We start from the raw sequence: 15,767 nt of genomic DNA, 5'->3' as shown, positions 1-15,767 counted from the left end.
GGATGGCACGCGTGGGCGCGCTTCGCCTTGCCCGCACCGGGAGCCTGTGCCATGCACGCCGCGATGGTCCGCGGGCGCGGCAGACAAGCGCCCGCAAAATGGGGATATGCAGCGCCGCGATGGCAAGGATTGTCCAGTTCGAGAATGTCGGGCTGCGCTACGGGCCCGGCCCCGAGACGCTGTCGGACCTGACCTTCTCGCTCGATGAGGGGGCGTTCTACTTCCTCACCGGGGCGTCCGGCGCGGGCAAGACGTCGCTGCTCAAGCTGCTCTATCTGGCGCAACGGCCGAGCCGCGGGGCGATCCGCCTGTTCGACGCGGACGTGGTGACGCTGCCGCGCGCGCGTCTCCCCGGCTTTCGCCGCCGGATCGGCGTCGTCTTCCAGGATTTCCGGCTGGTGCCGCACCTCTCCGCCTTCGACAATATCGCGCTGCCCCTGCGCATCGCCGGCGTGACCGATGACCAGCTTCGCCCGCCGGTGGAGGAAATGCTCCATTGGGTCGGGCTGACCGACCGGGCCCGCGCACTGCCCGCCACGCTCTCGGGCGGCGAGCAGCAGCGCGTCGCCATTGCGCGCGCCGTGATCGGCCGGCCCGAACTGCTGGTCGCCGACGAGCCGACCGGCAACGTGGACGTGGACATGGCAGCCCGGCTCATCACGCTGTTCGAGGCGCTCAACAAGCTGGGCACCACCATCGTCGTCGCGACGCACGACCTCAATCTGCTCGGCAAGGTGAGTGATGCCCAGATGCTGCGGCTGGAGAAGGGCCGGCTCGCCGAACCCGCCGATGGCCTTCATTACCCCCCGCGCCCCGCCGGAGCCGACTGAGCCATGGCGCGCGAGCAGAAAGAGACGCCCAACAAGCCCTATGCGCCCGGCTCGCTGCTGCCGCAGGGCCGGCTGACCGGGCCCATGCCCTGGGTGATCGCCATCATGATGTTCCTGACCGTGCTGGCGGCGGCGGCCGGCATCGCGCTCAACCATGCCGCCTTCGCCCTGCGCGCGGACGTCTCGGACCGCCTGACGATCCAGATCGCGGAAGCCGATCCCGAAGTGCGGGGGCGCGCGGTCCGGAGCGTCGTGACGCTGCTGGAGCAGACCGAAGGCGTGGGCAATGTCGAGGTTATTCCAGAGGCGCGCCTCGCCGCGCAGCTCACCCCCTGGCTCGGCAGCGATCTCAGGATCAGCGACATCCCCCTCCCGGCGCTGATCGACGCGGATCTCGTCGCCTCCCGCGCTGAACGGGACAGCCGGATCGCGGATCTCGACAAGGCCGTGAAGGCGATCAGCGCGCAGGCCCGCGTGGAACCGCACGCGGCCTATCTTGCCCCGCTCGCGCGGCTGGTCGGGGCGATCGGCCTCCTTTCCTTCGGCGTGGTGGCGCTCGTCGCGATCGCGACCGGCGCCGTGGTGGTGCTGGCGGCGCGCGGCGCCCATGCGACGCACCGGGGCACCATCGACATCATGCACATGCTGGGCGCGACCGACGCGCAGGTCGTCCGCCTGTTCCAGCAGCGGATGATGCTCGACGCGCTGTTCGGCGCCGTCATCGGCTTCACCTGCGCCATCGCCGTCATCATCCTGGTCGGCCGGTCGATGGCGGCCGTCGCCTCGGACCTCATCCAGAGCGTTTCCCTGCCCGGCTTCGCGTGGGTGCTGCTGCCGCTGCTGCCGCTCGCCGGCGTGGCGGTGGCCTGGCTCTCCGCGCGCGTCACGCTGCAGCGCGCGCTGCAACGGTCGCTATGACCCGACGGCTGATCGCCCTCATGCTGCTGGTCTGGGCGCTGGGTTTCGCCTGGTTCGCGCTGCTGCTGCCCCAGCCGCGCGGCGACGAGCCGACCGAAGCCATCGTGGTCCTCACCGGATCGGCCGGGCGGATCGATCGGGGCCTCGCCCTGCTGCGTCGCAAGCAGAGTGAGAAGCTGCTCGTTTCCGGCGTCGACCGGGATGTCCGCCGGGGGGAATTCGCCGCGGCCTATGATGTCCCGCAGGAACTGATGGACTGCTGCGTCACGCTCGGCCGCGAGGCGATCGACACCCGCTCGAATGCCGTGGAAACCAGCCAGTGGCTCGCGCGCAACAAATATCGCTCGGTGCGGATCATCACCGCGGACTGGCACATGCGCCGGGCGCGGTACGAGCTTTCGCGCCAGATCGAGGGCCCAGTGACCATCGTCCCCGATGCCGTGCGGTCCAATCCCAGCCTGATGGTCCTGCTGCGCGAATATCACAAATATCTGCTTCGCCGCGCCGCCGGCCTCCTCGGCGTCTGAGCGCCATCGATATGCCGCCGCTTTCGCCGCCAGCGCTCGTCGTCACGTTCCTGAGGTCAGTGCTGTTCGCCCTGCTCTTCTACTGCCTGACCGTCGTGCTGCTCATGGTGGCCCTCGTCATGATGGCCTTTCGCGCGCGCACCGTCGCGCCGGCTGCGGAAGCATGGGCGCGAATGCACCGGCTGCTCGTACGCCATGTGCTCGGGCAGAAGATCGTGGTGGAAGGCCGACTGCCGGACGAGCCCCGGTTCATCGTCTGCAAGCATGAATCGATGTTCGAGACGCTGGATGCGCTCTGCCTCTTCCGCCGCCCGGTCATCGCGGCCAAGGCCGAGCTGGGGCGGATCCCGGTGTGGGGCGCGGTGGCGCGCGCTTACGGGCTCATCATCGTCGATCGCAACGGCGGCGCGAGCGCGCTGCGCGCCATCCGCACGAAAGCGCGGGCCGCCTTCGCGGCGGGGCGGCCGGTGATCTTCTATCCCGAAGGGACGCGCGTTCCGCACGGAGAATGCCCGGACCTGCGGTCGGGCTTCGCCGGGCTCTATGCGGTACTCGATTGCCCGGTGGTCCCGATCGCCGTGGACAGCGGCCGGCTGTCGCCGCGCAACAGCTTCCTCAAGCGCGCCGGCACGATCACGTACCGGGTCGGCGAGGTCATTCCGACCGGCCTGCCTCGCGCGGAAGCGGAAGCGCGCGTCCATGCCGCGATCAATGCCCTCAATCGCGCGGCGGCAGGCGAGCGCACCTGAGGACCCGTTTCTCGCGACCGGCCGTGTGTCGTGGGAGGTGAGCCGTTGACCGGAACGACTCGGTCCGGCGCGAAATCGATTCGCCTCGCCGTTCATTCATTGTCGTTTCATCTCGCGCGGCGGATAGACGAGGAGTGAGAATGGGTCGCGCCTGCGCGCAGCTAATGATCGGCCGACCGGCCGGGGAGAATTATGAAATGAACCGGATGACGTCAGCGCTCCGTCACTGGACAAGACTTGCCGTGGCGGCGACGATCGCGGCCGGACTGGCGGCAGCGCCAGCCGCCGCGCAGGTCGGCACTGTCGATCCGAACACCGCGATCGATGCCGATCTGGCGCCCGGCGCGCCGGCCAGCGACGCCACCGTCCCCACTCCCCCGGCCTATGAGGACGAGGCGGACCTTCCGCCCCCGCCACCGACGTCGGAAACGGCAACCACCGCGCCCGCCTCGCCGCCCACCGCTTCGGCGGCGGAGGCTGGCGTTCCCGCCAATGCGGCGGCGAGCACCTATCAGCAGGACGACCTCATCGGCGCGGCGGAAGGCGTGTTCGGCAAGGGCGCCGAGGGCCTCGCGGGCATGATCGAGAACATCCTGAAGGATCAGGGCGAACCCGTCGCCTATATCGCCGGGCGCGAGGCCTCGGGCGCCATCGGCGTGGGCCTGCGCTATGGCTCGGGCACGCTTTTCCACAAGATCGAGGGCCAGCGCGACGTCTACTGGACCGGCCCTTCGCTCGGCTTCGACCTGGGCGGCAATGCCAGCAAGACCTTCGTGCTGGTCTATAACCTCTACGACAGCCAGAATCTCTACAAGCGCTTCCCCGCCGGCGAGGGCACGGCCTATCTCGTCGGCGGCTTCACGGCGAGCTACATGCGCTGGAAGGACGTCGTGATCATCCCGATCCGGCTCGGCGTGGGCTATCGCCTCGGCGTGAATGCCGGCTACATGAAGTTCAGCGAGAAGCGGCGCTGGATGCCCTTCTGAGGAGACGCCTGCCCCAGACTGTCTGATGCCTGCTTCGAAGGCTGGTGGCCTGACGCAGCAGTCGTCATTCCAGGGCGGCTGCCGCGCTTCCAATCAGGATCGATCAGGGCTGGATGGCATAGACCACTTGCACGCGCACCTGCGTTTCGATCGCACGGGGCTTCATGCCAATCGCCACTGGCGGCGGGGGTGGCGGTGCGGGCGGCGCGGCGACCCCCTGCGCCGTGACGACGATCTCGTCATACGGACCCGGGCCGTTGAAGCTGAGGTTGGAAACGCTGATGACACTGCCAAGCTTGACGCCGGAGGCCCGGGCGATGGCTTCCGCCTGGAGCTTCGCTTCGGCCAGCGCCTCCGCGATCCCGCGCCGCCTTATCTCCTTGTCCTCCGCGAGGAAGAAGCGATCGATGCGGGGGTTGGTCGCGCCCAGGCGGCCGGCAAGCGACACCATCGTGCCGGCATCGTTCACAGCTGAGGTGCGCACCTCCACCTGAAGATCGGCTGTATAGCCAATGATCGCGCATTCGCCGGTGGAGAGCTGCGGATTACCATAGTTGCGATTGCAGTCGCGCCCACGCACCTCGGCGATTGCGACCTGCGCGGCGCGCAGCTCGGATTGGCCGGAGACGCCTGCCAGCCCCTTCTCGATCGCATCCCGTTTCGCCACCATGGCGCGCACGGCCTCGTCGCTTGTCGCGCCCTCGCCATGAACGGAAAAGCTCACGACGGCACGGTCGGGCGGGCTCGGGATCGTCGCGGCACTCGTGACGACGATCTGGGGACGCGGCGCCTCGCCGGTCTGGGCGAGCGCGGCGCATGGCACGAGGATTGGGAGAAGGACGACAAGACGATGCATGGGAACCTCCGGTGACGGTGCCCCGAACCTACAAGATTGCGAAAGGTTCGCAATAACTGATGGGCCCTAAAGCACGGCTATTTCACTGCCTAGAATAGTCATCCGGCGCCACGGCTAGCCAGCGCCCCGCGAGACGCTAGACTGTTTACCTATCAGCACGAGTCCTCAGGAGACGAGACAATGGCCGACAGCGACCCCTCCATGAACCAGCCCACAGGCTATGTGCCGCCCAAGGTCTGGACCTGGGACAAGGAGAATGGCGGGCAGTTCTCCAACATCAATGCGCCGACGGCAGGCGCCCGGCAGGACGTCACGCTGCCTGTGGGCGAGCACCCCATCCAGCTCTATTCGCTGGGCACGCCGAACGGCCAGAAAGTCACCATCATGCTCGAGGAGCTGCTGGCGGCCGGTTTCGACGCGGAATATGATGCCTGGCTCATCAAGATCTACGCCGGCGAGCAGTTCGGCAGCGATTTCGTCGCGATCAATCCCAACAGCAAGATCCCGGCAATGATGGACCATGGCATGGATCCGCCGCTGCGCCTGTTCGAAAGCGGATCGATGCTGGTCTATCTTGCCGAGAAGTTCGGCGCCTTTCTCCCCACGGAGATCCGCAAGCGCACCGAGACCTTCAACTGGCTGATGTGGCAGATGGGTTCGGCCCCGTTCGTGGGCGGCGGCTTCGGGCATTTCTATGCCTATGCGCCGTTCAAGATCGAATATGCGATCGACCGCTATGCCATGGAGACCAAGCGCCAGCTCGACGTGCTGGACAAGAACCTGGCCGAGCGCGAGTTCATGATCGGCGACGAGATCACCATTGCGGATTTCGCCATCTTCCCCTGGTACGGATCGATCATGCGCGGCGGCTACAATGCGCAGGAGTTCCTCTCCACCCATGAATATCGCAATGTCGATCGCTGGGTGACGCAGCTTTCCGAGCGCACCGGCGTCAAGCGGGGCCTGCTCGTGAACAGCGCCGGCCGGCCCGGCGGCGGCATTGCCGAGCGGCACAGCGCCGCCGATCTGGACGCGTCCATCAAGGCCGCCGAGCAAGAGGCGAAGACCGAGGCCTGACCTGCCCGCCGCCTCCGGCAACCCTGCCGGAGGCGGCGCAGGGCGTCAGTCGTCATCATGCCAGGAGAGCGGGCGTGCGACGCTCTCCAGCGGCTGGCGCTCGCTGCGCACGCCCAGCAGCGCGGCGACCAGCGCCGCCAGCCCCATGAGTGCGCTGGCGAAGAGATAGCCCAGCAGCACCTGATCGCGCGATCCGCTCTCGATGAGGACGCTGAACGCCCAGGGCGCCATGACGCCGCCGATGGCGGTGCCGAATGCGTAGAAGATCGCGATGGCCAGTGCCCGCACTTCCAGCGGGAAACATTCCGCCACGGTGAGATAGGCCGATGAAGCCGCCGCCGAGGCGAAGAAGAAAGTGACGCTCCAGCACAGGGTCTGCGTCGTCGCATCGAGCATGCCCTGCTGGAACAGCAGGCCGGTCGCGGCCAGCAACAGGCCCGACATGCCATATGTGAACACGATCATCGTGCGCCGCCCGATCGTATCGAACAGGCGCCCCAGCAGCAGCGGGCCCAGCACATTGCCGAGCGCGAAGGGCAGCACATAATAGCCCGCTTCTTCCGAGGGGACGCCGTAGAAGTCCGTCAGCATCATGGCGTAAGTGAAGAAGATGGCATTGTAGAGGAAGGCCTGCGCCGCCATCAGGCAGAGCCCTAGCAGCGTGCGCTGCGGATAGAGGCGGAAGAGCGCCCCGAACACGTCGCGCAGCGGCGTGTAGCGCCGGGCGCGCAGCCGCGCCTGATGCGTCGGCGGCGGCAGGCTGTGCCCGGCCCGCTCGAACCCCGCCTCGATCTGCGAGACGATGCCTTCCGCTTTCTCGGCATGGCCATGGATGATGAGCCAGCGCGGGCTCTCGGGAATGTGCCGCCGCAAGAAGAGGATGACGAGGCCGATCGCCGCGCCGCCGAAGAAGGCCAGTCGCCAGCCTGTCTCCGGGTCCACGATGCGCGGATCGAGCAGGATGATCGAGGCACCGCCCGCCACCGCCGCCCCGATCCAGAAGCTGCCGTTGATGACGAGGTCCGTCCAGCCGCGCCGCCGCGCCGGGATGAGCTCCTGGATCGCGCTGTTGATCGCGCTATATTCCCCACCGATGCCCGCGCCGGTGAGGAAGCGGAACAGCATGAAGCTGCCCAGATCCCAGGAAAAGGCCGTCGCGGCCGTGGCGACGAGATACAGCAGGACCGTGATGCTGAAGAGCTTCTTGCGCCCCAGCCTGTCCGTCAGCCAGCCGAAGAACAGCGCCCCCAGCACGGCGCCGGCCAGATAGGCGCTGTTGGCGAGGCCCACGTCCGAGGCCGAGAATTGCAGCACCGGGCTCTCGCGCAGTGCCCCCGCGACGGAGCCGGCGAGCGTGACTTCCAGCCCGTCGAGGATCCATGTGACGCCGAGCGCCACGACCACCAGCCAGTGGAAGCGCCCCCAGGGGAGCCTGTCCAGTCTCGCGGGAACGTCGGTCGTGATGACCGGGGACGATACGGGAGAAGACATGCCGCCATCATGGCCCCGGGATTAACCGATTGCAAATCCGCCTTTTCCCGGCGACGAAGCGAGCGACCGGGGCGATGCGCCGATGGCCGTGCCCGGCACTCAGCCTGCGTTCAGCAACGAATCGCCAAGACGGAGCCATGAGCGGTTCGTTCCCGTCCGGTTCCGCCGCGAACCTCCCCATGCCCGCGCAGGGACTGCCCGAGGATGTCGGGGCCGGCTATTCACATCAGCCCGATTCTCCACCGGCGCTCGCGGGCAAGCGCCGTCGCGGGCTGGTCTGGGCCGCCCTCGCCGTGCCCGCGATTGGCTGGACCGCGCTTTATGCCGGCGCGGCGACGCCGCTCAAGGGCGCGCTGGCGCGTGAGGCGAGCGCGGCGCTCAACCGCGAGGTGTCGATCGGCGGCCCGGTCCGTATCCTGCTCACGCCCCTCTCCGTCACCATCTCGGCCGCTGACGTGCGGATCGCCAATCCCGCATGGGCGCGCAGCGAGACGCTGCTCGATGTGCGCGCTCTCACGGCCCGCTTCGCGACCTTCGATTTCCTCATCGGCCGCGCAGTGCCCCGCGCGCTCGCGCTGCGCGGCGGAACGCTCGACCTCGAGCGCTCAGCCGACGGCAAGGCAATGAGCTGGGCGGACGGCCAGCGCGAGACAGTATACGATCTGACCGCGATCCGCCGCTTCGACGCGGACGGCGTGACGCTGCGTTATCACGACCCCGCCAGAGACGCGCAGGCACGGATCGCTCTTTCCGCCGCCGGGCCGGGCCTGATCGCGATGGCGGGCGGCGGCACCGTCGCGGACGAGCGCTTCGCCATGCGGGGCACGCTGGAAACATCCGAGAGCGGCGACGCCGCCATCGATCTCAATGCCCGCATGCAGGGCCTCTCGCTGGCCCTGAGCGGGACGGCGGAGCGGCCCTCCGCCCTCGCAACCGCGCGCCTTCAGGCCCGGGCGGAAGGCGCCAACTTCGCGCGCCTTGCCGATCTTGCCGGCATCGCCTTGCCCTCCATGCCCGGTTATGCGCTGAGCGGGCAGCTCAGCCATGCGCCGCAAGGCTGGCTCTTCAGCCGGATCGAAGGCCGGATCGGGCGGACCGATATCAGCGGCAAGCTCACGCTGGACAAGCGCGGCGCACGGCCGCGCATCGTCGGGCGCCTCGCTTCCCGGCGGCTCGATCTGGCGGATGCCCGCGCTCTGTTCGGCCTGCACGATGCGCCGCTCGTCGAGGCGGATTCGTTCGGCCCCCTCGCCCCGACGCGCGCGCGGCTGATGCCGGATGCCAGCCTCTCGCCCGAAGCGCTCGGTCAGGTGGATGCGGTCGTGGACTATAGCGCCGCCGGCATCATCGGCACCACGCAGGCACCCCGCCACCTCGCCATGCGGCTGGCGCTGGTGGGCGGCATCCTGCAGCTTTCCCCCGCCAGCGTCGACATGGCCGGCGGCTTCATCTCGTCCGACCTGCTGGTCGACGCCCGCACCAGCCCGGCGCTGGTCCGCGCCGACATCCGCCTCTCGCCCACCCCGATGGGCCGGCTGCTGGACGATTGGGGCATCGCGCCTGCCGGAACGACCGTGATGGCCAAGGGCCGTGTTGAACTCACGGGGCGCGGCATGACATTGCGCGAGGCGCTCGGGCAAGCGAACGGTCGCATGGCGCTCGTCATTCCGGGCGGGGAGATGCGTACCCGGCGCGCCAGTGCCTCCGCGCTCGACATGGCGACGCTGAGCGAGGCCATGTTCCGCGACGAGGCGCAGCAGGCGACGGACGTCAATTGCGGCCTCATCGCCTTCACCGTGCGCAACGGGCTGGCGAGCGCCGACCCCATCCTCATCGATACCGGCGGGCATGTGCTGTCCGGCAGCGGCTTCCTCGATCTGCGCGACGAATCCCTTAACCTGCGCCTGCAGGCGGACGGCAAGCGCCTCGCCTTCTTCAGTCGCCCCCACCCGCTGCGCATCGCCGGCACGCTGGCGGACCCACTCGTCGCACGCGAGCCGATCGCCTGGTCCAGCCCGGCCAGCTTCCTCGGCTTCACTTTCCCCCTGCCCAATCTGCGCGCGATGTTCGGCTTCGTCGATCCCGATCAGGCCCGGGCGCCCGCCTGTGGCCCACTGTTGCGCGCCGCGCCGGCGGCCGCGCAACGCGACCGGGAGGACACCGGCCAGCTCGCCCTCAACAACGGACCCGCGACACGGCCCATGGGACGAGCGCGGCGGTAGGGATCTGAATCGCGGGCGCCGGGCGCCTCAGCGCTTCTTCCCGTGTGAACCCGGGGCCGGTGCGCCCGTGGTCCGGGGCCGGACTTTCCCTGCTGATGCGCGGCCATCCGCGGCGGACTTGCCACCGGATTTGCCAGCCACCGGTCGGCCGGCCGCCGGCTTGCCCGTGCCCGGCTTGCTCCCCCCGGGTCGACCACCGCCGGGCTTGCCACCACCCGGCTTGCCACCCGGGGCGCCCCCACCGGCGCGCGAGCGCCGCTCGCCGCGCCGGGCCTTGCGCATATCCTTGGCATGCTGGCTGGCGGCACGCTTTTCCGCGGCCTTCTTTTCGAACACGCTCGGCTGGCTGTCCACTTCGAGTGGCAGGTCGCCCTCGGCGACGTCGAAGCCCAGGCTCGCGAGCGTCTCGGCGAAATGGGCGGGCGGGTCCGCCCGCACGTCCAGCGGCGAGCCGTCGGGATGATCGATGCGGATGCGGCGGGCATGCAGATGCATCTTGCGGCTGATCGAACCGCTCAGGAACGCATCCTTGCCGCCATATTTCCCGTCGCCCACAATGGGATGGCCGATCGCCGCCATGTGGACGCGCAGCTGGTGCGTGCGCCCGGTATAGGGCTGGAGCTCGACCCAGGCGGCGCGATTGCCCGCCCGCTCGATGATGCGATAGCGGCTGCGCGCGGGCATGCCGTTCTCCTCATCGACATGCATCTTCTCGCCGCCGGTGCCCGGCTGCTTGGCGAGAGGCAGGTCGATGACGCCGTCCGCGACGTCGGGCACGCCCATCACGATCGCCCAGTAGACCTTGCGCGCGGTCCGCGAGGAAAAGGATTTCGCGAACTGCGCGGCGGCGCGCGCCGTGCGCGCCAAGAGCAGCGCGCCGCTGGTGTCCTTGTCCAGCCGGTGGACGAGGCGCGGCCGGTCGTCCCGCTCGAACATCAGCGCGTCGAGAAGCCCATCGACATGCTCATGCGTCTTGGTGCCGCCCTGCGTGGCGAGGCCGGGCGGCTTGTTGATGACGAGCGCCTGCGCGTCGCGGTGGATGACGAGGCTCTCGGCGAACGCCATCTGGTCCTCGCTCAGCACCGGCCGGGCACGCGGCGTCCGGCCGGCCTTCTGGTCTGGCGCGGCCTCGAGCGGCGGCACGCGCAGCACTTGCCCTTCCTCGATCCGGTCGCCCGGCGTGGCGCGCGCGCCGTTCACGCGCAACTGGCCGGTCCGCGCCCAGCGCGAGACCGTGGCGAAAGTCACATCGGGCATATGCCGCTTGAACCAGCGGTCGAGGCGAATGCCATCGTCATCCGCAGCGACGGTGAACTGGCGCACGGCCGCCGGATCGCCTGCCTTGCCCCGGCTCATGACGCCACCGTCCGCATCGTCATCAGCCCCAGCGCCAGCGCGCTCGCGGCCGCCAGCACGGACACCAGCACATAAGCCAGCGCGGAAAGCCACGCGCCCCGCTCGACCATGAGGATCGTCTCCAGGCTGAAGGCCGAGAAAGTCGTGAAGCCGCCGAGGATGCCCACGGCGACGAACAGGCGGATCGGCTCCGCCCCGGGCGCTGAACGGGCAGCGAGCCAGCCGACCAGCACACCCATGGCCAGACCGCCCAGCACATTGGCCGCCAGCGTTCCCCACGGCCAGCCGGGACCCAGCAGGCGCAGGGCGCCCCGGCCGAGTTGATAGCGCAGCCCGGCGCCGATCGCGCCGCCCGCCATGACGAGGAACATGTTCACCATGGCTCGCCCCTAAAGCATCCGCGCGCAAAAGAGAATGCCGGCATCATTCAGGGCGCGATCGGCCCGCAAGAGACTCATCCGGACCCCGACGCGCGGTGAAAAAAGCGACGATGCCCGGGTGCGAGCGCTCAGGCCGGATCGGGCTCGCCGATCCATTTCTCCGCGAGAAAGACGTCCTGAAACGTCGCGAGATTGGGAACGTTCGCGACATGGCGGATCTGGAGCGCCAGCAGCGTCGTCGCGCACACGACCGCCACGCGATCGGCCGCGCGATAAATGCGCGCCGTCCATGTCCGCATCAGGTCGGCAGTCTGGGCGGTCTGCACTGCCGCTTCCCGCAGGTTCACGAGCACCCGCACAGGGGCCCGCTCGCGCCGCAGCTTCAGGATGGTCTGTTCCAATGCGCGGAAATGCGCCTGCGCCTCATCGGGCGACCACAGCCCGGCGCCGAACACGCGCACGCAGCCGTCCCGCTCCCGCACCTCGATGGCGAGATGCCCCCGGGCCGCTGGACTGAAGACGCGCATCGGCGCGCGTTCGGTCCCAGGCTGGTCCGCCGCAGCGGCCAGCCGGTCATTCGGCATTGGCGATCACGTCCACGTCGGTCTGCCCATCCTTGCCGGCGCGCGCAAAGACGACATAGGCCGCGCCGTCCTTCTCCCGCGTGCCGCCGAGCTGATGCTCGCCCTGGCTCAGCAGATGCTCGGCATCATAGCCCGCCCGGCGTGCCTGCGTGTAATAATAGTCCATGATCTGGTCGATGCCGGCGTCGGTCGCGAAGCTCACCACGCGCAGGCGGCACTGTTCCCGGTCGATGCCCGCAGCCTCGGTCAGCCGGGCGCCGGGATAGAGCCGGAAAGGCCGGGGCATCCGCTCTGCCCATTCGGAGCCCGACTTGAGATCGCTGGCGCAGCCGCCCGGCGCGGGCGCCGCACCGGCGCCGTCGCCGCGCCGGACAAGGCCACCGATCGTCGCGCGACCCGGGGTCTCGCCGGTTTCCTTCGCGGGTGGCGCCTTCTCGATCTTGCCGCCGGCCTCGGCAATGGCGATCGCATCGCTGGCATCGTCGGACAAGGCATCGCTGCCGTTGGTCAGCCGGGCGTCCAGTTCGGCGAGATTGTCCGCTTCCTTCTGCCCACCGCAGGCGGCAAGCAGCGCGAGGCCGCCGCAAAGGCAAAGCGACCGGAAATGAACGGCCATGGAGGTCATGACGGAAGGCTCCCAGAATGAGGAGCCTTCCCGTTAGCCGGAAATGCTTAACAGACCGCTAGGGCCGTCCCACGCCGTTTCAGGCGGGAATAAGCCGCTTCTCGCCAGCGATGCGCATCATCGCGCGCTGCAGCTTCTCGAAGGCGCGCACCTCGATCTGGCGGACCCGCTCGCGCGAGACGCCATAGACCTGCGAGAGCTCCTCAAGCGTCTTGGGCTCCTCCGCAAGGCGACGCTCCTGGAGGATGTGCCGCTCGCGATCATTGAGGTCGTCCATGGCCGCCAGCAGCATGTCGTGGCGCACATTGCTTTCCTGCGCGTCCGCGATGCGCTCGTCCTGCAGCGGACGCTCGTCGGCCAGCCAGTCCTGCCACTGGCCCTCGCCATCCTCGTTCATCGAGACGTTGAGCGAGGTGTCGCCGCCCATCGCCATGCGGCGGTTCATCGAGATGACGTCGTCCTCGGACACGCCGAGGTCGGTCGCGATCTTGGTGACGTCCTCGGGGCGCAGGTCGCCGTCCTCGAAGGCCTCGATCTGGTTCTTCATGCGGCGCAGGTTGAAGAAGAGCTTCTTCTGCGCGGCCGTCGTGCCGATCTTCACGAGGCTCCACGAGCGCAGGATGAATTCCTGTATGGAGGCGCGGATCCACCACATCGCATAGGTCGCGAGGCGGAAGCCCCGGTCGGGCTCGAATTTCTTCACGCCCTGCATGAGGCCGATATTGCCCTCGGAGATCAGCTCGCTGACCGGCAGGCCATAGCCGCGATAGCCCATCGCGATCTTCGCCACGAGGCGCAGATGGCTGGTCACCAGCCGGGCGGCGGCTTCCGGATCGCCATGCTCCTGGTAGCGCTTGGCGAGCATATATTCTTCCTCGGGCTTGAGCACCGGGAACTTCCGGATTTCCGCCAGATAGCGGTTCAGGCTGGCATCGCTGCCAAGCGCCGGAATTGTCGCGGGGACATTGCTGCCATTACTCACGGACGTGATCCTTTTTCGTGTGACGCGGATGCAGGGGAGGATGCTGGCACCGCGTCGACTCCTATACGCGAAGATGACTGAACAGTTGCTGCATGTCATCCGTAATCGGACTATCGAACTGCACAGCCTTTCTTGTCACCGGGTGAACAAAACCCAGAAAGGCGGCATGAAGTGCCTGCCGCCGGAAGCCGAGTTCGCCGAGCAGTGCCTTGTGCGGGCCGCCCCGCGAATAGACGGGGTCGCCCAGCAGCGGATGGCCGATATGCGCCATGTGGACGCGCACCTGATGGGTGCGGCCGGTCTCCAGCCGGCACTCGATCAGCGCCGCGCGATCCAGCTTCTGCAGCGTGCGATAATGCGTGACCGCGTGCTTGCCGCGCCCGGCGCGCTGCACGGCCATCTTCTTGCGGTCGGCATCCGAGCGGCCGATCCACTGGTCCACCGTGCCGGCGGCAGGCGCGGGCACGCCGTTCACCAGCGCAAGATAGCGCCGCTCGATGCTGTGGTCCTTGAACTGGCGGGCCAGTCCCTCATGCGCGACATCGCTCTTCGCGACCACCAGCAGCCCGGACGTATCCTTGTCGATGCGATGGACGATGCCCGGGCGGGCGACGCCGCCGATGCCGGACAGGCGCCCCGCGCAATGATGCAGCAGCGCATTGACCAGCGTGCCGTCCGGATTGCCGGCGGCGGGATGCACGACCATGCCGGCGGGCTTGTCGATGACGATGAGATGCTCGTCCTCATAGGGGATGACGAGCGCGATCTTCTGGGGCTGCGCCTCGGCCGGGGCGGCCTCGGGCACCGCGAGCGCGAAGGCCGTATCCGCCTTCACCTTGAGCGCGGGATCGCTGACCGGCCGTCCGCCGGGGCCGCGCACATGGCCGGCGAGAATGAGCGCCTTCACTCGCTCGCGCGAGAGGGTGGGCACCAGCGTCGCGAGCGCACGGTCAAGCCGCACACCGGCAAGCGCCGGCGTGATCTCCGCCGAAAAGCTGACAACCCCCTCTGTCATGCTAGGAATGTGGGGATGAGCCTTGCCATTTCAACCACGCTTCTCGACCGGATTCGCGCCCATGCGCGCACCGACGCGCCGCGCGAATGCTGCGGCCTGCTGCTCGGCACGGGCAGCGACGTGCATGCGATCGTGCCCGCCGGGAACGTCGCGGACGCGCCCCTCCATCGCTTCGAGATCGACCCGATCGCGCTGCTGCGCGCGCATCGCGCGGCGCGCGAAGGGGGGCCCGCCATCATCGGCCATTATCATTCGCATCCGGGCGGCGCGCCCATTCCCTCGCTTGTGGACGCCGCCATGGCGGAAGGGCGGGGGGAATTCTGGCTGATCGCGGGCGCGGATGGCGCGATCAAGGCATGGCGCGCCCTGCCTTCGGGCAGTGTCCACGGGTGCTTCGAACCCGTCGAACTGAACCCCCTGCCCTAATGCCGGTCTTGCGCCCCCTGCGCCCGACCGGCATTAGGGCGCGGTTTCTTGAACAAGAGGATGCCCGTTTTGGCACAGACGCCCGCGACCGATCCCATCGACTTCGCCAGCCTGCTCTGCTCCCGCCTGTGCCATGACCTGCTGAGCCCCGTGGGGGCCCTCAACAACGGCATCGAACTGCTGGCCGACGAGACCGATCCGCACATGCGCGAGCAATGCATGGGCCTGCTCGGCGACAGCGCGCGCACCACGGCTGGCAAGCTCAAATTCTTCCGCCTCGCGTTCGGCGCCGCTGGCGGCTTCGGCGAAGGCATCCCGGTGCATGAGGTACGCGCGGCGGTGGAAGGTCTGTTCCCTCCGGGCGGGCGTCTGGAGATCCAGTGGCTGATCGATGGCGACAGCCTGCCCAAGCCGGCGGCCAAGCTGCTGCTCAATCTGGTGATGCTGGCCGGCGAGGCCCTGCCGCGCGGCGGCACGCTGGCGATCGGCGCCGAAGTCGGCGCGGCCGCGATCGAGATCGTGGTGCGCGGCGAAGGCCAGCGCATCACCTTCGATCCGGCGATCCGCAGCGCACTGGCCGGCGCGGGCGACCTCACCACGCGCACCTCGGTCGCCTATCTGATCCGCTCCATCGCCGACCAGACGGGCGGGCAGATCATGATCTCCGCGCCGGAGGAAGCTTTCCTCATGTTTGGCGCGAGCCTGCCGATCCGGATATAAGCGCGGATATCGCCCGGCAATTG

General features: G+C 68.6%; 17 protein-coding genes. 9 read left to right on the top strand and 8 right to left on the bottom strand.

Translation table 11 applies throughout. The annotated features are described in order from the left end of the window. Positions 1 to 119 precede the first annotated feature (119 nt). The 5 genes from ftsE to HNP60_RS01890 all read left to right on the top strand — a co-directional run bounded on the left by ftsE (position 120) and on the right by HNP60_RS01890 (position 4,010). Complete coding sequence (ftsE, locus tag HNP60_RS01910; RefSeq protein ID WP_014074745.1) at positions 120 to 830, top strand: cell division ATP-binding protein FtsE; 711 nt, start codon at positions 120 to 122, stop codon at positions 828 to 830. Between the two features lie 3 nt (positions 831 to 833). Then, the gene (locus tag HNP60_RS01905; protein ID WP_184051273.1) at positions 834 to 1,748 is read left to right on the top strand and encodes a cell division protein FtsX; all 915 of its coding nucleotides are present in this window, start codon (positions 834 to 836) and stop codon (positions 1,746 to 1,748) included. Beyond that, positions 1,745 to 2,275: a YdcF family protein gene (locus HNP60_RS01900; protein WP_184149508.1), complete on the top strand. Its 531-nt coding sequence runs from the start codon at positions 1,745 to 1,747 to the stop codon at positions 2,273 to 2,275. The genes HNP60_RS01905 and HNP60_RS01900 overlap by 4 nt, the downstream gene beginning before the upstream one ends. Positions 2,276 to 2,286: 11 nt before the next feature. Continuing rightward, the gene (locus HNP60_RS01895) at positions 2,287 to 3,024 is read left to right on the top strand and encodes a lysophospholipid acyltransferase family protein (protein WP_184149505.1); all 738 of its coding nucleotides are present in this window, start codon (positions 2,287 to 2,289) and stop codon (positions 3,022 to 3,024) included. A 206-nt stretch (positions 3,025 to 3,230) separates the two neighbouring features. Beyond that, on the top strand, positions 3,231 to 4,010 hold the full coding sequence (locus tag HNP60_RS01890) for a DUF1134 domain-containing protein (RefSeq protein ID WP_184156823.1): 780 nt from the start codon (positions 3,231 to 3,233) through the stop codon (positions 4,008 to 4,010). Positions 4,011 to 4,113: 103 nt separating this feature from the next. On the opposite strand, the gene HNP60_RS01885 is transcribed toward HNP60_RS01890, so the two are convergent. Next, positions 4,114 to 4,866, bottom strand: a complete 753-nt coding sequence (locus HNP60_RS01885; protein ID WP_184149502.1) for an SIMPL domain-containing protein — start codon at positions 4,864 to 4,866, stop codon at positions 4,114 to 4,116. Positions 4,867 to 5,046: 180 nt separating this feature from the next. Between HNP60_RS01885 and yghU the strand changes: the two genes are divergently transcribed. Then, positions 5,047 to 5,943 carry a glutathione-dependent disulfide-bond oxidoreductase gene (gene yghU, locus HNP60_RS01880; protein ID WP_184149499.1) on the top strand — a complete coding sequence of 299 codons (897 nt, stop codon included), beginning with the start codon at positions 5,047 to 5,049 and terminating at the stop codon, positions 5,941 to 5,943. A gap of 45 nt (positions 5,944 to 5,988) precedes the next feature. On the opposite strand, the gene HNP60_RS01875 is transcribed toward yghU, so the two are convergent. Beyond that, positions 5,989 to 7,434, bottom strand: a complete 1,446-nt coding sequence (locus HNP60_RS01875; RefSeq protein WP_184149496.1) for an MFS transporter — start codon at positions 7,432 to 7,434, stop codon at positions 5,989 to 5,991. 137 nt (positions 7,435 to 7,571) lie between these two features. Here HNP60_RS01875 and HNP60_RS01870 point away from each other — a divergent pair, with 137 nt between their 5' ends. Then, positions 7,572 to 9,656 carry an AsmA family protein gene (locus HNP60_RS01870; RefSeq protein WP_184149493.1) on the top strand — a complete coding sequence of 695 codons (2,085 nt, stop codon included), beginning with the start codon at positions 7,572 to 7,574 and terminating at the stop codon, positions 9,654 to 9,656. A gap of 27 nt (positions 9,657 to 9,683) precedes the next feature. Here the strand turns inward: HNP60_RS01870 and HNP60_RS01865 are convergent, their stop codons facing one another. The 6 genes from HNP60_RS01865 to HNP60_RS01840 all read right to left on the bottom strand — a co-directional run bounded on the left by HNP60_RS01865 (position 9,684) and on the right by HNP60_RS01840 (position 14,598). Then, positions 9,684 to 11,012: an RluA family pseudouridine synthase gene (locus HNP60_RS01865; RefSeq protein WP_184149490.1), complete on the bottom strand. Its 1,329-nt coding sequence runs from the start codon at positions 11,010 to 11,012 to the stop codon at positions 9,684 to 9,686. Further along, a complete protein-coding gene (gene crcB, locus HNP60_RS01860; RefSeq protein ID WP_184149487.1) occupies positions 11,009 to 11,392 on the bottom strand; it encodes a fluoride efflux transporter CrcB in 384 nt (127 codons plus the stop codon). The genes HNP60_RS01865 and crcB overlap by 4 nt, the downstream gene beginning before the upstream one ends. 128 nt (positions 11,393 to 11,520) lie before the next feature. Then, positions 11,521 to 11,976 (bottom strand): hypothetical protein, encoded by a 456-nt coding sequence (locus HNP60_RS01855; RefSeq protein ID WP_184149484.1) that lies wholly within the window; start codon positions 11,974 to 11,976, stop codon positions 11,521 to 11,523. Further along, complete coding sequence (locus tag HNP60_RS01850; RefSeq protein ID WP_260394606.1) at positions 11,966 to 12,601, bottom strand: hypothetical protein; 636 nt, start codon at positions 12,599 to 12,601, stop codon at positions 11,966 to 11,968. The genes HNP60_RS01855 and HNP60_RS01850 overlap by 11 nt, the downstream gene beginning before the upstream one ends. Positions 12,602 to 12,680: 79 nt before the next feature. Further along, positions 12,681 to 13,583 (bottom strand): RNA polymerase sigma factor RpoH, encoded by a 903-nt coding sequence (rpoH, locus tag HNP60_RS01845; RefSeq protein WP_014074732.1) that lies wholly within the window; start codon positions 13,581 to 13,583, stop codon positions 12,681 to 12,683. 61 nt (positions 13,584 to 13,644) lie between these two features. Then, positions 13,645 to 14,598, bottom strand: coding sequence for an RluA family pseudouridine synthase (locus tag HNP60_RS01840; protein WP_184149481.1), 954 nt, complete (start codon positions 14,596 to 14,598; stop codon positions 13,645 to 13,647). A 15-nt stretch (positions 14,599 to 14,613) separates the two neighbouring features. Between HNP60_RS01840 and HNP60_RS01835 the strand changes: the two genes are divergently transcribed. Beyond that, positions 14,614 to 15,024, top strand: coding sequence for a M67 family metallopeptidase (locus HNP60_RS01835; RefSeq protein WP_184149478.1), 411 nt, complete (start codon positions 14,614 to 14,616; stop codon positions 15,022 to 15,024). A gap of 60 nt (positions 15,025 to 15,084) precedes the next feature. After that, the gene (locus HNP60_RS01830) at positions 15,085 to 15,744 is read left to right on the top strand and encodes a histidine phosphotransferase family protein (protein WP_184149475.1); all 660 of its coding nucleotides are present in this window, start codon (positions 15,085 to 15,087) and stop codon (positions 15,742 to 15,744) included. The last annotated feature ends 23 nt before the right edge of the window (positions 15,745 to 15,767 follow it).

The organism is Sphingobium lignivorans, from assembly GCF_014203955.1.
Classification (GTDB): Bacteria; Pseudomonadota; Alphaproteobacteria; order Sphingomonadales; family Sphingomonadaceae; genus Sphingobium; species Sphingobium lignivorans.
This window is presented reverse-complemented; position numbering and strand designations above follow the sequence as displayed.

Coding starts and splice junctions, on each gene's coding strand:
- HNP60_RS01840 (WP_184149481.1), bottom strand. CDS start 14,598: ATGACAGAGGGGGTTGTCAGCTTTTCGGCGGAGATCACGCCGGCGCTT.
- HNP60_RS01885 (WP_184149502.1), bottom strand. CDS start 4,866: ATGCATCGTCTTGTCGTCCTTCTCCCAATCCTCGTGCCATGCGCCGCG.
- ftsE (WP_014074745.1), top strand. CDS start 120: ATGGCAAGGATTGTCCAGTTCGAGAATGTCGGGCTGCGCTACGGGCCC.
- HNP60_RS01870 (WP_184149493.1), top strand. CDS start 7,572: ATGAGCGGTTCGTTCCCGTCCGGTTCCGCCGCGAACCTCCCCATGCCC.
- HNP60_RS01890 (WP_184156823.1), top strand. CDS start 3,231: ATGACGTCAGCGCTCCGTCACTGGACAAGACTTGCCGTGGCGGCGACG.
- HNP60_RS01905 (WP_184051273.1), top strand. CDS start 834: ATGGCGCGCGAGCAGAAAGAGACGCCCAACAAGCCCTATGCGCCCGGC.
- HNP60_RS01835 (WP_184149478.1), top strand. CDS start 14,614: ATGAGCCTTGCCATTTCAACCACGCTTCTCGACCGGATTCGCGCCCAT.
- HNP60_RS01830 (WP_184149475.1), top strand. CDS start 15,085: ATGCCCGTTTTGGCACAGACGCCCGCGACCGATCCCATCGACTTCGCC.
- yghU (WP_184149499.1), top strand. CDS start 5,047: ATGGCCGACAGCGACCCCTCCATGAACCAGCCCACAGGCTATGTGCCG.
- crcB (WP_184149487.1), bottom strand. CDS start 11,392: ATGGTGAACATGTTCCTCGTCATGGCGGGCGGCGCGATCGGCGCCGGG.
- HNP60_RS01865 (WP_184149490.1), bottom strand. CDS start 11,012: ATGAGCCGGGGCAAGGCAGGCGATCCGGCGGCCGTGCGCCAGTTCACC.
- HNP60_RS01895 (WP_184149505.1), top strand. CDS start 2,287: ATGCCGCCGCTTTCGCCGCCAGCGCTCGTCGTCACGTTCCTGAGGTCA.
- HNP60_RS01900 (WP_184149508.1), top strand. CDS start 1,745: ATGACCCGACGGCTGATCGCCCTCATGCTGCTGGTCTGGGCGCTGGGT.
- HNP60_RS01875 (WP_184149496.1), bottom strand. CDS start 7,434: ATGTCTTCTCCCGTATCGTCCCCGGTCATCACGACCGACGTTCCCGCG.
- HNP60_RS01850 (WP_260394606.1), bottom strand. CDS start 12,601: ATGACCTCCATGGCCGTTCATTTCCGGTCGCTTTGCCTTTGCGGCGGC.
- HNP60_RS01855 (WP_184149484.1), bottom strand. CDS start 11,976: ATGCCGAATGACCGGCTGGCCGCTGCGGCGGACCAGCCTGGGACCGAA.